The following is a 14,426-nucleotide window of genomic DNA, read 5'->3' on the forward strand; positions in this document are numbered from 1 at the left end:
CATCGGTTCCGCGGGATCCGGGGGTCATGCCTCCGGCTGCGGCTCCGCGGCCTGCTGTGTGCTCCGCTTGAACATGCGGGTCGCCGTGATCTCACCGTGGACCGTCTCACCGTCCGGGTCCTGCTGCGGCAGCCCGGGGCGAAGGTGCTCCTCCACGCTGATGTATTTCAGCCCGGCCCTCAGGTCGGCGTCGTTGCGCAACCGGATGACCAAGGGGAATTCGGCGAGCGCGGTGGTGTCGAAGAGGCCGGTCGTGTAGAGCAGCTGCACTCCGAGCGCGTCGGAGACCGCGCGCTGGAGCTCCAGCAGATACGTGGCGTTGGCGCGGCCGATCGGGTTGTCCAGGAAGAGGGTGCCCGCGTGCCGGTGGCGGTCGCGGCCCCGGTCGTTGCTGCGCAGCGCCGCCATCGTGCAGTACAGGGCGATGGCGGCGGTCAGCAGCTGGCCGCCGGAGAAGACGTCGCCCATCTGCCCGACCGGGACCCGCTCGGCGCGGAGCACCGCGTCCGGCTTGAGGATCTCCACGGCGATGCCCTTGGGCCGCAGGGCTGCCTCGACTCCCCGTAGCAGCAGGGACATGCCGTCCCGGCGCAGGTCGGAGTTCTTCTTGAGGGCGGCGTGCGTCGCCTCGTCGATGACCTCGCCCAGGCGTTCGGTGAGAGTGGCCTGGTCGGGCTCCTCGAAGCGGATCCGGAGGAACTCCTGCCCCGACCACTCCCCCAGTCCTTCGGGGAGCTGGGAGAGCCGCTGGGCGGAGCGCAGTGTGGCGAGGGCCGACTCGACCAGTCCGCGCAGCCGGTCGACGATGGAGTCGCGGTTGCGCTCCAGCTGGACCAGCTCGTCGGTCAGGACGCGCAGCCGGGGCGCGAAGGCGTCGGCCCACTTCTGGGCGTGCTCCGGCAGCGCGGATGCGGGCAGTTCGCGGATCTGCTGGCGGGCCGGGGTGCGGACCTGCTCGTAGCGGGTGGAGTTGGCGTGGCGTACGAGGATGTCGCTCGCTTCCCGTACGGCGCTCTCCGCGGCCGAGAGGTCGGTGGTGCAGCCGCGCAGGGAGCGGCGGGCCTCGGCGGCGGACTGCCGGGCCTCCTCCAGGGTGCCGGGGTAGGTGTCGGGGGCCTCGGTGCCGTCCTCCGTGCCGTGGTCGCGCAGGAGGTCGCGCAGGAGGGCGGCGGTCTCGTCGAAGCCGCCCGCGGAGTCCTCGGCGGTGCGGTGGGCGTGGAGCAGCTCGCTGTGGGCGGCGCGGGCGGTGTCCAGGGCGGCGGTGGCGGAGGCCAGTTCGCCGGTGGCCGTACGCAGTCGGGCCTGGGCCTGCTCGGCGTCGGCCGGAACCAGCTCCTCGGGCAGCTCGGTGTGGTGCGGCCGCTCGTCGTCGGGGGCGAGCCGCTCGGCCTCACCGCGGAACCGGCCGAGCTGCTCGCTGGCGGTGGAGGCCCGCGTCTCCAGCAGCTGTACGTGGGATTCGGCGCGGGCCGCCGCCGCCTGGCGGGAAGGGCCATCGGCTCCGTCGGTGCCTTCCAGGAGCTGGGCGGCGCGGGTGCGGACCTTGTTGGTGAGGCGGTCCAGCTCGGCGAGGGCGGCGCTCTCGTCGCTCTCGGCACGGGCCTGCTCGGCGCGCAGGTCGGCGCCGACGCCGACCTTCTCGTACAGCTGGGAAGCGGCTCGGTAGGCCTCGCGGAGGGTGGGCAGCGCGGTGCGGGGCTTCGTCTCGTCGGGCTCCGGGAGGATCTCCGGGGCTCCGGCGATCTCCGCGCGCTCGGCGCGCAGGGCGCGGGCGGTGCGGCGGGCGTCGTCCCCGGCGCGCTGGGCGGCCCTGCGGTCTTCATCGGCGGAGCGGGCCAGGTCGAGGCAGACGGCAGCGCGGGCCTCGGACTCGGCGGCCTCGTCGACCAGTTCGCGGAGCCGGACCTGCCAGCGGGCCCGCTCGCGCAGCCGGTGGGCGAGCCCGGCCAGTGCGTCGGCGACCCGGCGGGCGCGCTGGGCGGCCTCCTGGCGCTCGTCGCGGACCCGCGCGGTGTCGGCGGCGGCCTCGTCGGCCTCGGCGCGGGCGGTGCGGGCCTCGGCGAGGACGGTTTCGGCGCTCTCGGCCGCCGTACGGGCGGTGGCGGCGGCCTCGGCCAGCTCGGCGAGCATGCCGGGCGGGCAGTCGGCGCGCCAGGAGCCGATGCGGGACGCGAGGGCGCGGTCGCCCGAGAGGCGGGCGGCGAGCGCCCTGATGCCCTCGTCGCGCGCGGCGGCGCGGGAGCGCAGGGCGTGGCGCTCCTCGTCGGCGGCGTGCTCGTCGTGCATGGCCGGGTTCGGCGGTACGAGGAAGACGCCGTCGTGCTGCGCGTCGGACCCGGTGGCGGGATCCGGGACGGGGGCGAGGAGCGCGGCCGCGGTGCCGACGGCGACGGCCGAGCGGGGTAGCAGGGCGGCGCTGCCGAGGACTTCGCGGGCGCGGGTGTGGGCGTCGGGGTCGGTGATGACGACACCGTCGACCAGCTCCGGGCGGGCGGCGAGGACGGCGGCGTGATCGGCCGGGTCGACGGCCTGGGCGAGATAGCGCCAGCCGGGCAGGGCGGGGATGCCGTGCTCGCCGAGATACTCCACGGTGGCGAGGACGTCGGGGCCCGGGGGCAGCAGCCCGCCCTCGCCGAGGGCGCCGAGGATGCGGGCGTCGTCGGCGGCGGCGGTGCGCAGATCGAAGAGGCGGCGCTCGGCGGCGCTGACGGACTGGTCGAGGAGGTCGCGGAGCTCGTCGGCGCTGCGGTCGAACTCCTGGGCGCTGAGCGGCTGGTGGGACGGGGCGGGCTGGTCGGCGAGGGCGACCGCGCTGTCCGGGGCGGCCTCGGTGGCGGTGCCGTCGCCTTGGCGGCCACTCGTGGCGCCATTCCGGGAGGCTGTGCGGGCTGTGTCCCGCTGTGCCCCGCCCGGTGTCTCCTCGCCCGCACCCCGGCGGGGGTGCGGGACGCCCGTGCCGGAGGGCAGGCCGAGCAGGTCGGCGAGGCGGGGGTCGGCGGCGATGGACTCGGCGGCCCTGAGCTCGTCCTCGTAACTCTGCACCGCCGCCTTGGCTCCGTCGGCGGCGCGGGCGGCCGCCAGCTCGGCGCGGCTCTCGGTGGCCGCCGCCTCCCGGGCGTGGTCGGCCGCGGTGCGGGCGGCCTCGCGGGCCGTGTCCCAGGCGGCGACGGCGGACTGTTCGGCGTCGCTGGCGGCCAGGGCGGCGCGGGCGGGGTCGGCGTCGGGCTCGGTGTTGTCCAGCCAGCCGGCCTGGACGGCCTCCGTGGTCTCCTGCTCGACCTCGGCGAGGCGTTGGCGCAGGTGGCCGGCCTCGCTGCGGGCGCGCTGGGCCTCGGTGGCGGCGACCGTGGCGTCTCGGTGGGCGCGCTCGCCGGTGGCCTGGAGGGTGTCGGAGCGCTCCTCCTGCTCGTTGGCGACGCGCTCGCCGTCCTCAGCGGCGGTGTGCAGCGCCCGTACGAGGTCGGCGGCGGCAGTGGCGCGGGCGGCGAGGGCCGGGGCGGCGTCGCGCTCGGCCTCGCGGATGGCGACGGCGACCCTGGCGGAGCGGTCGGCGGCGGCACGGTGGCGCAGGACGGCCTCGGCGGCCTGCCAGGCGGCGTGCAGGGTGCGGGCCTCGGCCAGCTCCCTGCGTCCGGCGGCGGCGCTCTTCTCGGCGTCGGCGAGGGCCAGGGAGGCGTGCCGGTAGGCGAGTTCGGCGGCGATCAGGGAGCACCGGCCGCGCGTGGACTCGGCTTCGGTGACGGTGTGCGCGGCGGCCGTGACCCGCTCGGCCAGCTCGGCGGTGCGGCCGCGCTCCTCGGCGGCGCGGGCGGTCAGCCGGCGAGCCAGGGTGCGGGTGCGGCGCTCGGCGGCGGTGTGGATGTCGCGGCTGCGCGCGCGGGCCGCGGTGGCCTCGACGATCCGGCCCAGCAGGTCGACGGAGCCGGCGGTGAAGTCGCGCTCGGCGGTGAGCTCGGCGCGGCGGCCCAGCTTGTTGCCGAAGCCGCTGACCAGGTCGGCGAGGCCGTCGGTGTCACGGGTGTCGGTGACGGCGCGGAGCAGCAGGTCGGTGAAGTCGGAGTCCTTCTTGACCGCGAAGAGCCCGGCGGCCTCGCCCTCGTCTGCGTTCATCTCGCGCTGGTAGCGGAAGAGTTCGGGGTCGAGGCCGAGGTCGCCGAGGTGTTCGTTCCAGCGGTCGTGGATCTCTTCCCAGTGGACGTCGAGGTGCTGGTAGAACTTGCCCGCGTCCACCAGGGCGTCGCGGAACCCCTTCATGGTGCGGCGCCTGCCCCGGGCTCCGGAGACCCCTTCGGCGGGACGGCCGACGGCAGTGGCCTCCGCGACGGGGAGGCTGTCCAGGCTGAGCCCGGGACCGGGCCGGAAGGAGTACCAGGCCTCCGCGAACTTCCGCGGGTCGTTGGAGACCTGCCGCCCCCGCCACTCGCTGACCTTGCCCACGACGACGCACTCACCGGTCAGGGTGTGCTGCCACTCCAGGGCGACATGGCCGCAGTCGTCGGCGAGCAGGAACTTGCGCAGCACGCCGGAGCTGGCGCCGCCGAGGGTGTTGCGGTGGCCGGGGAGCATCACCGAGAAGATCAGCTTGAGCAGGACGGACTTGCCGCCGCCGTTCTCCAGGAAGAGCACACCCGCCGGGGCGGGGCGGCGCGGCGGGCCGACCGGCTCGTCCTCGAAGAACTCCGCCTGGGCGGGGGCCGGGTCGGGGACAGGCGCACCGACGCCGCGCAGGTCGAGGACGGTGTCGGCGTAGCGCGCACCGGCAGGCCCGATGGAGTAGAGGCGGACCCGGGACAACTCGTACATGGCGGCGGACTCTCGTCGTTCGGAGAAGCGGTGGCGGAGCTGGGCGTTGCGATGAGGAGGGGGGCGGAAGGAGTGCGGGCGGGGTCAGGAGGAATGGAAGGGCAGGCCCGCGTCGGCGGCGAGCTCCAGGTCGTCGGGATCCGACGGCGGCAGCAGGGTGGCGGAGCCGTCGGTGACGGGGACGACGCCGAGCTCCAGCAGCTCGGCCATGGCGGCGCTGCCCGCCAGGTCGCGGACCTGGAGCTGGTAGCGCGCGGTGGTGCGGTAGGCGCCGCCCGCGTCGTCGCCGGTGCGCTGGAGGAAGCCGGAGTCGGTGAGGAAGGCGACGGCCTTGCCGATGATGCCGGTGGTGGATCCGGCGAGGCGCCGGGCGTCCTTGGTGGCGCCGGTGGAGCTGCGGCGGGCGTAGATCCGCCAGCCGGATTCGAGGCCGGGGCTGTCGGTGGCGGGGTCGGTGTTGTCGCCCTGCTCCTCGGCGCGCTCCTCCAGCCGCCGGCAGGCCTGGCGTACGAAGGCGTCGACGCCGTTGACCGTGATGCGGCCGATGTACGCGTCGTCGGCGAGGTCCTCGGGGCGGGGGAAGGCGAGAGCGGCGACGGCGAGGTGGGCGAGGCCGTGGAGGAAGCGGTCGGCGGCGTCGGAGGAGGCGCGGCGGGCGTAGTCGCCCATGCGGACGGCGAAGACGGAGTCCTCGCCCGCGGTGACGGCCATCCCGGCGCGCGGGGAGACCTCCAGGACGATGAGGCCGAGCCCGGTGGCGACGGCGTCGGCGAGCCGGGCGAAGGCGCTCTCCTGCCGGTAGCGGCGGAGCAGGTCGGCGTATTCGGCGTCGCGGGCGGGCAGCAGTTTGGGCTGGAGCCCGAAGGAGACGAGGCGGGCGGCGTCGGCGGCGTCGGCCGGGGTGACGGCCGGCTGGCCGGTGGGCTCGGCGGTGTGCGCGGGCGCGGAGTCGGCCACGTACGCGGAGGGCTCGGTCCACGCGTCGGGGTGCTCGGCGTCGTGGTCGCTCACGGCTGGGACTCCTCGGTACAGAACAGGTGGGGGTGCACAGGACGTACGGGGCAGGTCATGACGCCTCCTTGCGGTCCGCGGCCATTCCGGCGGCGTCCAGCAGGGCGGTACACACGATCAGGTCGGCGCCGCCGAACTCCGGGTCGTCCAGCTCCGTGCCGTCGTCCACCGCGAACAGCAGGCGGCGCTCGCCCTGGCGGTAGGCGGTGCCGACCGGAGGGCTGGCGGCATGGAAAGCGAGCAGGGCGACGAGATAGGGCAGCTCGGGGTCGCTGCGGCGGGCCTCGGCGAGCAGCCCGGAGAGCCTGCGCGGGGCGTCGTGCTCCAGGTCGAGCAGAGCCATCGCGCTGCTCAGCTGCGCGTCGCTGAACCGGCTGTCGTCCGGGGTGGCGATGAGGTCGGGCTCGGGCATCTCCATGCCGAGGTGCTCCCGCTCCAGCGGTGGGGTCAGGAGCAGGTCGACCAGGTCGCCGACGCGGACGGAGGTGGGGGTGCGCAGCCCGGTGCCGTGGGCGAAGAAGGCGTCGGTGGCCCGGAGGGACCGCTCGACGGGGAGCGGGAGGAGCGGGGCGAGGAGCTGCCCGTACAGATCGAGGCCCACGTGGGCGGTCGGCGTGGCGAACGCCTGCCGGTCCTGCTCGGCGCGGAAGAGCGGCCCTGCCTCCAGCAGCCGGGACTGGAGCTGGGTGTGGCGGCGGATGCAGTCCTTGACGATGTCGACGAGCTCGGCGGCCCGGCGCTTGTGCTCGGGGTCCTCGGCCTCGTCGCGCGCCTTGCGGATGTTGGTGAGGATCGCGTTCTCGTGGCGGTAGCGGTCGGCCACGTGGTCCAGGGCTTCGGCGATCATGTCCGGGACGGTGGTGAGCCAGTCGACCGCTCGGACGTTGCGCCGGGTGGCCTCCAGTGTGCGGCGCAGCGTCTCGGCGTACTGCACGGTGCGGTAGCGGGCCTGCTCGGCGGCGAGCTGGGCGTCGGCGAGGCGGCCCCGGCTGATCAGGACCTCCAGCTTGACCTCGGCGGCGATCTGGGCGCTGGTGACATCGGTGTCCAGGGCGCCGACGAGGACGTTGACCGCTTCGTCGGTGGCGCGGAGGTAGACCGTGCCGCCGTAGCCGGGGACCTCCTCGATCAGCTTGAAGTCGTAGTCCCGGCGGACGTAGACCCCGTCGGGCCCGAAGGTGCCGTAGACCGCGCGGAAGCCGCGGTCGACGCTGCCGACGTTGATCAGGTTCTCCAGGACCCAGCGCGCGACCCGTTCGTGCTCGGCGACGGGGCGGTCGGGGGCCTGGGCACCGACGCGGGGCAGCAGTCTGGCCACTATCTGGTCGTGGTCGGCACCGGTGTCGAAGTCCATGTTGAGCGTGACGTGGTCGATCGCCGCGAGGGCGACCTCCGCCATGGCGTAGACCGTGTACTCACCGGCCAGATTCGCCTTGCGCACGTCGAGGTCGTGCAGCGGCGCCGTGCACGCGAGCGCGCGCAGCCGCCGCGAGAGCCCCTCGTCGGCGGCGGGGCCCGGGGCAGGCCTCGGCCCCGCGCTGAGCTGGGGCGCAGCGTTTTCCGTGTCGGCAGGCGAAGTCACGAGGGACAGATTAGGTCCTCGCACTGACAACGGTCGAAACGGCGCTTATGCGACCGGAGCCGGGCGGCTCACCGGTGGGCCGCCCGACGGGTGCCGGCCAGCTCACCGGCGGGCCCCTGGCCCGTACCCACCGCCGCCCGGCGTCCGCACCACCAGCACGTCACCGGCCTCCATTTCAGCGGTGTCGCACCCCTCCAGCCGGTCGATGCCGCCGTCCGCCCGCTCGATGTACTGCTCCCCTGGCGCCCCCGGTTCCCCGCCCCCCGCTCCGTACGGCGGGATCCGGCGGTGCCCGGAGAGGAGCGCCACCGTGACCGGCTCCAGGAAGCGGATCCGGCGCTCCACGCCCCCGCCGCCGTGCCACCGCCCCGCTCCCCCGCTGCCTTCCCGGACGGCGAAGCCTTCCAGGAGTACGGGCAGCCGCCACTCCAGGATCTCGGGGTCGGTGAGCCGGGAGTTGGTCATATGGGTCTGGACGGCATCGGTGCCGTCGAAGCCCTCGCCCGCCCCTGAGCCGCTGGCGACCGTCTCGTAGTACTGGACGCGGTCGTTGCCGAAGGTGAGGTTGTTCATGGTGCCCGACCCCTCGGCCTGGCCGCCGAGCGCTCCGTACAGGGCTCCGGTGACGGCCTGGGAGGTTTCCACATTGCCCGCGACGGTCGCCGCCGGGTAGGTGGGGTCGAGCATCGATCCGGGCGGAATCCGCACGTCCAGCGGCTTCAGGCAACCGCTGTTGAGCGGGATGTCCTCCCCGACGAGGGTGCGGAAGACGTACAGGACGGCGGCCATCACCACCGAGCGGGGGGCGTTGGCGTTACCGGGCTGCTGCGGCGAGGTGCCGGTGAAGTCGAGGACGGCACTACGGGCGTCGCGGTCGACGGTGAGCGCCACCTGGATGACAGCTCCGGCGTCGGTCTCGTAGCGGAAGCTGCCGTCGTGGAGCCCGGCGATGATCCGGCGTACGGACTCCTCCGCGTTGTCCTGGACGTGCCCCATATAGGCCTGCACGACGTCGGCCCCGAACTGGTCGGTCATGCGACGGAGCTCCGCGACGCCCTTCTCGTTGGCGGCGATCTGGGCACGGAGGTCGGCGAGGTTGGTGTCCGGGGAGCGGGAGGGGTACGGGGCGGAGGTGAGCAGTTCGCGGGTCTCGGCCTCGCGGAGCGTGCCGTCGCGGACCAGGAGCCAGTTGTCGAAGAGCACGCCCTCCTCGTGGATCGTCCGGCTGAAGGCGGGCATGGAGCCGGGGGTGGTGCCGCCGATCTCGGCGTGGTGGCCGCGCGAGGCCACCAGGAAGCGGAGCCCGTCCTCCTCGAACACGGGGGTCACCACGGTGACATCGGGCAGGTGCGTGCCCCCGTGGTACGGGTCGTTGATGGCGTACACGTCCCCGGGGCGCAGGGTGCCCTCGTTGCGCCGGAGCACCTCCTTGATGGACTCGCCCATGGAGCCGAGGTGCACCGGGATGTGCGGAGCGTTGGCGATCAGGTTGCCGTCGGCGTCGAACAGGGCGCAGGAGAAGTCGAGGCGCTCCTTGATGTTGACCGAGTGGGCGGTGTTCTCCAGGCGGACGCCCATCTGTTCGGCGATCGACATGAAGAGGCTGTTGAAGACCTCCAGCATCACCGGGTCCACGCGGGTGCCGACCGCCGTCCGGTCCGGCCGGGGGCGGGCGCGGGTGAGCACCAGGTGCCCGGTGGTGCTGCCCGCCGCCTGCCAGCCGGGGTCGACCACGGTGGTGGCGTCGTCCTCCGCGACGACGGCGGGCCCGGTGACGGTGTCGGTGGGGTGGAGGTCCTCGCGCCGGTGGAGGGGGGCCTGCTGCTCCCGGCCCCCGGCGTACATCGTGACGGTGTCGCGGGGCCGGAGTGGACCCTCGCGGGGTGCGGGGTCATGGCGCTCGGAGCCGTGCTCCCCTGTTGTCCCCGTGGCCTCCACCGAGACCGTCTCGACCACGATCGGCTTGTCCATCGTGAAGCCGAACCGGGTCCGGTGCGCGGCGGTGAACTCCTCGCTCATCGCGGACACGGAGTCCAGGGCCACGGCGAGCGCCGCGTCCGTCCCCGCGTACCGCAGCAGGACCCGGGCGCGCGTGCCGATCGCGGAATCGGGCACTCCGTCGGCGCGCAGGTTCTCCCGGGTGCGTTCGGCCAGCTCCCCGCAGAGCTGTTCGACCCGTTCCCGTACGGTCTCGCCGAGTTCCGCCTCCACGGACTGTTCGCGCATCGCGGTGGCGTCGGCCAGGCCGATGCCGTACGCGGAGAGCACCCCGGCGAGCGGCGGTACGAGGACGGTGTCGATGCCCAGCGCGTCGGCGACGGCACAGACGTGCTGGCCGCCCGCGCCGCCGAAGCCGGTGAGGGCGTAGCGGGTGATGTCGTGGCCGCGCTGCACGGAGATCTTCTTGACGGCGTTGGCCATGTCGAGCACGGCGATCTCCAGGAAGCCCGCCGCCACCTCGGCCTCGGCCGGCCGGTCCTGCCCGGTGGCCCGTCCGATCTCGTCGGCGAGGTCCGCGAACTGCTCGCGGACGGTGTCGGCGTCGAGCGGCTGGTCGCCGTCGGGGCCGAAGACGGCGGGGAAGTGGGCGGGCTGGATGCGGCCGAGCATGACGTTGGCGTCGGTGACGGTGAGGGGGCCGCCGCGGCGGTAGCAGGCGGGGCCCGGTTCGGCGCCTGCGGAGTCGGGCCCGACGCGGTAGCGGCGGCCGTCGAAGTGGAGCAGGGAGCCGCCGCCCGCCGCGACGGTGTGGATGCTCATCATCGGGGCGCGCATCCGCACCCCGGCGACCTGGGTGCCCAGCTCCCTTTCGAACTCCCCCGCGTAGTGCGACACGTCGGTGGAGGTGCCGCCCATGTCGAAGCCGATCACGCGGCCGTGCCCGGCCTGCTGCGACGTGCGGACCATGCCGACGACGCCCCCGGCCGGGCCGGAGAGGACGGCGTCCTTGCCGCGGAACCGGGCGGCCTCGCGCAGTCCGCCGTTGGACTGCATGAACAGGAGCCGGATGCCTTCCAGGCGGGCGGCGACCTCGTCGACGTACCGGCGCAGGACGGGTGAGAGGTAGGCGTCGACGACCGTGGTGTCGCCGCGGGGGACGAGTCTGATCAGCGGGCTGACCTCGTGGGAGCTGCTCACCTGGGTGAACCCGGCCTCGCGGGCCGCTTCCGCGACGGCCCTCTCGTGGGCGGGGTGACGGTAGCCGTGCATCAGGACGACTGCGGCGCTGCGCAGCCCGTCGGCGTGCGCGGCGCGCAACTGCTCGCGTACGGCGTCGAGTTCGAGGGGCCGTACGGTGTGCCCCTGGGCGTCGACACGTTCGGGGACCTCGATCACGCGCTCGTGGACGGCCTCCGGGAGGACGATGTGGCGGTCGAAGAGGCGGGGGCGGTTCTGGTACGCGATCCGCAGCGCGTCCCGGAAGCCCTCGGTGATGAGCAGGACGGTCGGCTCGCCGCGCCGCTCCAGCAGGGCGTTGGTGGCGACGGTGGTGCCCATCCGGACGGCGGCGACCCGGTCGGCGGGCACGGGTTCACCGTCGCCGAGGCCGAGGAGCAGGCGGATTCCGGCGACGGCCGCGTCGTCGTAGCGGTCGGGGTCGTGCGAGAGGAGCTTGCGGGTGACCAGCCGGCCGTCGGGGCGGCGGCCCACCACGTCGGTGAAGGTGCCGCCCCGGTCGATCCAGAACTCCCAGCGTCCGGTCATGGCGCCATTCTGTTCCCGCGGGCACGAACCCGCAGGAAGAGACGGCCCCGCTCAGTCCAGGAAGAGCGCCGCCAGCCGGGGCAGGTGGCGCCGGGTGAGGTCGGCGTCCTCGGCGTCCCAGGTGTCGCCGCCCGGCTCCCCGGTCCGTATCCGGCCGCGGCCGGCCGCCTCAACGGCCGCGTGGAAGGCGTCCGCCGCTCCCCCGGCGCGTGCGTACGCCTCCTTCACCGGCCCGTCCAGCGACTCGTAGCCGATCCAGCCGCTCTCCTCACGGCTCATGCGGACCACGACGGGCAGCCCGGCCAGCGAGTCGGGCTCAACCACCGCCCGGGTGAAGACCTCCCGCCCCAGCAGGACGAGCCCGTCGCGGAAGTCCATGAATCCGTCGTCACCGCAGCCGCCCTCGATGAGGTAGGCCGCGTTCCACAAGGGCCACCGGTAGGCGGACGCGGTCACCTCGTACGCCGTCACGGCGAAGTCGACGAGCTCGGCGGGCTCCAGTGCCGCGAGCACATCGGTCAGCGCACCCGGCAGGGGGTCGTCGGGCAGGTCCCGGTCGTCCGCCCGGTCCCCGGCCGCCTCACGTGCCCGTCCGACGAGCCCCCACCACGCGTTGATGTCCATGGTGAGAAGCGTAGGAGGGGGGTCTGACAACTCCCCTCCCCACACAAGCGCAAGATCAGAGCGCCGGTGCGTCCGGTCCGATCCGGCTCCGTACGGCGGTCTGCACCTCGGCCTCCTCGGCCGGGTCGGCGGCGAGCCGGCGCAGGCGTTCGGCGACGCGGATGTCTCCGGTCTCGGCGTGCAGGGCGGCCACCTCGCGGGTGGTCTCCTCGCAGTCCCACAGGCACTCCACCGCGAAGCCGGTCGCGAAGGAGGGGTCGGTGGCGGCGAGAGCCCGGGCGGCCCGGCCGCGCAGGTGCGAGGAGGACGTCTCCCGGTAGACGTGGCGCAGTACGGGGGCGGCGCAGGCGATACCGAGGCGGCCGGTGCCGTCCACGAGGGTCCAGAGCCGGGGGGCGTCGGGGCCGTCGCCGCGTACGGCCTCCCGCAGCGCGCCGAGGACTTGGGGAGCGTCCTGGGCGGTGCCGCGGCAGGCGAGGATCCCCGCGGCGGAGGCGCCGAGGGCGTCGGGCCGCCGGGCCCAGCGCCGGGCGCGTTCCACGGCGTCGTCCCCGGCCATCCGCTCGAAGGCGGCGACGGCCGCGTCGGCGACCGTACGGGCGGGGCTGAGGGCGGCGGCCTCGATGAGGTCGAGGACGGCTGGGTCGGCCGCCTCGGCGAGGTAGTGCAGGGCGGCGCAGCGGGCGCCTTCGGAGCCGTTGCGGGCGGCCTCGATGATCTGGGGACGGTCGTCGGGTCCGGCGACGGCGGAGAGGCAGCGGGCTGCGGGGACGTGCAGTTCACTGCCGCGCTCCAGGGCTTGCTGGGCCCAGTCGAAGACGGCCTGGACGCTCCAGCCGGGGCGGGGGCCACCGGGGCGCATCTGGCGCTGCCAGCGGTCGAACGAGCCCTGTTCGGTGGCGGCCCGAACGCGGGCGCCGACCACTTCGCGCGGGTCGTCGGCCCAGAGCCGCCAGGGTCGCGGCTCGAAGGAGTCGCGTACGGCGGCGGCGAGCTCGGCGGTGCCTTCCGCGGTGGCCGGGAAGCGTCCCAGGACGGGCAGGGCGAGGGAGCGCAGGCCCGCGTCGTCGTCGCGCAGGGCGAGCTCGTCCAGGGCCCAGGCCCAGTTGGACCCGGTGGCCGCGTAGCGGCGGAGCAGCGCCAGGGCGTCGTCACGTCCGTAGGAAGCGAGGTGGCCGAGAACGGAGAGCGCGAGGCCGGTACGGGAGTCGTCGGTGTCCGTGTGATCGTCGGGGTCACCGAGGTGGCGCTCGATCTCCTCGACACCGCCGTCGAGATCCAGGTACAGGCGTGCGTAGTAGAGGGAGCGGTTCTCCACCTGCCAGTCGTGACGGGGGTCGCTCACGACGCAGTGGTTGAGGGCCGCGAGGGCCTCGGGGCGCGGTGCGGCGAGCGCGTGGAGCGTGCCGTCGCCGCGGCCCCTCTGCAGCAGGCCGAGCAGGGTGCCGCTCGGCGCTATGAACGGATCGAACATGGGAGAAAGCCTCACATCAAGCTGTCGACGCAACCGGGACTGTGCAGTGCCTCGTGCCCCGTGGGCACGAGGGGGTGTCCGGGGGACACTCCTACGCCGCGCAGCGACATGATCGGCCGACCGCCGTCCGGTGCTTGGTGTAGAGCATCTTCCTCTGCCTCTCGTCGGTGGCCCGAAACGGACCCGCGACGTCATGATGACCCAGCCATTTCGCCACCGCGACCACATTTACGACGGACCGGTCAGCGGTCCTCTCGGCGGACACGCCCGCAGGTGCGCCCGCCGCCCCCTCAACGGGCACCGAAGCGTTCCAGCAGGTCGGCCTTGCCGAACATCTGGGCCGTGTCCCACGCGGACGGTGTTCCGGCGGCGGGGTCGGCGCCCGCGGCGAGGAGGGCCTCGACGACGGCGTCCTCACTCTTGAAGACGGCTCCGGCCAGCGGGGTCTGGCCGCGGTCGTTGGACCGGTCCGGGTCGGCGCCGCGGGCGACGAGGGCGGTGACCGCCTCGGCGTGCCCGTGGTAGGCGGCGAGCATCAGCAGCGAGTCGCCCCGGTCGTTGGTGAGGTTGGCGGGGACGCCGGCGTCGACGTACGCGGCGAGCGCCTCTGTCTCGCCCGTGCGGGCCAGGTCGAAGACCTTGGTCGCCAGCTCGACCACCTCGGGATCGGGAGTTTCGCTCATCGCGCGGGCCGCCTTCCTTGACCGTGCGGCGGCTCTCGCCGCCGCTGTTGACCGGGGGGTGTACGGCACGGGGCCGTACGAGTGAATCGACAGGGTACTGCTCCGGGTCGGACATGACCGGGCCCGGATACGGCAGAAGATCACCGCGGGTGACTCCTGCCCGGCACGGACTGCGAAATACCGCGCGCGGACCACAGGCTCCCCTCGGCCAGTCAAGTGAAAATGCTATGCATTCACCCGAATACACCTTTTATCGTATAGATACTTCGCGTGATCCTGGAAGGACTCATGGTGACTGTCCCCTCAACCAGGAGATCCGCTCATGATCCTTTCCATCTCGGGCGTGGTACTGCTCGCCATCGTCGTCTTCCTGTTCTTCAAGAAGGACGGGCTCAAGGCGTCCCACGCCATCGTCTGCGCGCTGTTCGGCTTCTACCTGGCCGGCACCGCGATCGCGCCGAGCATCACGGCAGGCGGGGCGAGCCTCGCCGGTCTGCTGGGCGGGATCAAGTTCTGACGCTCCGCAACCGCTCCCACCCCTTCA

At 74.0% G+C, this 14,426-nt stretch carries 8 protein-coding genes; 1 reads left to right on the top strand and 7 read right to left on the bottom strand.

The window, feature by feature from the left end; translation table 11 throughout:
• Positions 1-24: 24 nt before the first annotated feature.
• From ABZ154_RS20635 to ABZ154_RS20665, 7 genes are all read right to left on the bottom strand, one after another.
• Positions 25-4,803, bottom strand: a complete 4,779-nt coding sequence (locus ABZ154_RS20635; protein WP_356834587.1) for a hypothetical protein — start codon at positions 4,801-4,803, stop codon at positions 25-27.
• Positions 4,804-4,887: 84 nt separating this feature from the next.
• Positions 4,888-5,814, bottom strand: a complete 927-nt coding sequence (locus ABZ154_RS20640; RefSeq protein WP_356834589.1) for a hypothetical protein — start codon at positions 5,812-5,814, stop codon at positions 4,888-4,890.
• A 55-nt stretch (positions 5,815-5,869) separates the two neighbouring features.
• Positions 5,870-7,396 carry a hypothetical protein gene (locus ABZ154_RS20645; RefSeq protein WP_356834591.1) on the bottom strand — a complete coding sequence of 509 codons (1,527 nt, stop codon included), beginning with the start codon at positions 7,394-7,396 and terminating at the stop codon, positions 5,870-5,872.
• A gap of 102 nt (positions 7,397-7,498) precedes the next feature.
• Complete coding sequence (locus ABZ154_RS20650) at positions 7,499-11,101, bottom strand: hydantoinase B/oxoprolinase family protein (protein ID WP_356834593.1); 3,603 nt, start codon at positions 11,099-11,101, stop codon at positions 7,499-7,501.
• Between the two features lie 51 nt (positions 11,102-11,152).
• A complete protein-coding gene (locus ABZ154_RS20655; RefSeq protein WP_356834595.1) occupies positions 11,153-11,725 on the bottom strand; it encodes a DUF4240 domain-containing protein in 573 nt (190 codons plus the stop codon).
• 55 nt (positions 11,726-11,780) lie between these two features.
• Positions 11,781-13,199, bottom strand: a complete 1,419-nt coding sequence (locus tag ABZ154_RS20660; RefSeq protein ID WP_356834597.1) for a HEAT repeat domain-containing protein — start codon at positions 13,197-13,199, stop codon at positions 11,781-11,783.
• A 290-nt stretch (positions 13,200-13,489) separates the two neighbouring features.
• Positions 13,490-13,882, bottom strand: a complete 393-nt coding sequence (locus ABZ154_RS20665; RefSeq protein WP_356834599.1) for an ankyrin repeat domain-containing protein — start codon at positions 13,880-13,882, stop codon at positions 13,490-13,492.
• A gap of 322 nt (positions 13,883-14,204) precedes the next feature.
• Here ABZ154_RS20665 and ABZ154_RS20670 point away from each other — a divergent pair, with 322 nt between their 5' ends.
• Positions 14,205-14,399, top strand: a complete 195-nt coding sequence (locus tag ABZ154_RS20670; RefSeq protein ID WP_003970432.1) for a hypothetical protein — start codon at positions 14,205-14,207, stop codon at positions 14,397-14,399.
• Positions 14,400-14,426 lie beyond the last annotated feature (27 nt).

It is taken from the genome of Streptomyces sp. NPDC006261 (assembly GCF_040613515.1).
Taxonomy (GTDB): Bacteria; Actinomycetota; Actinomycetes; order Streptomycetales; family Streptomycetaceae; genus Streptomyces.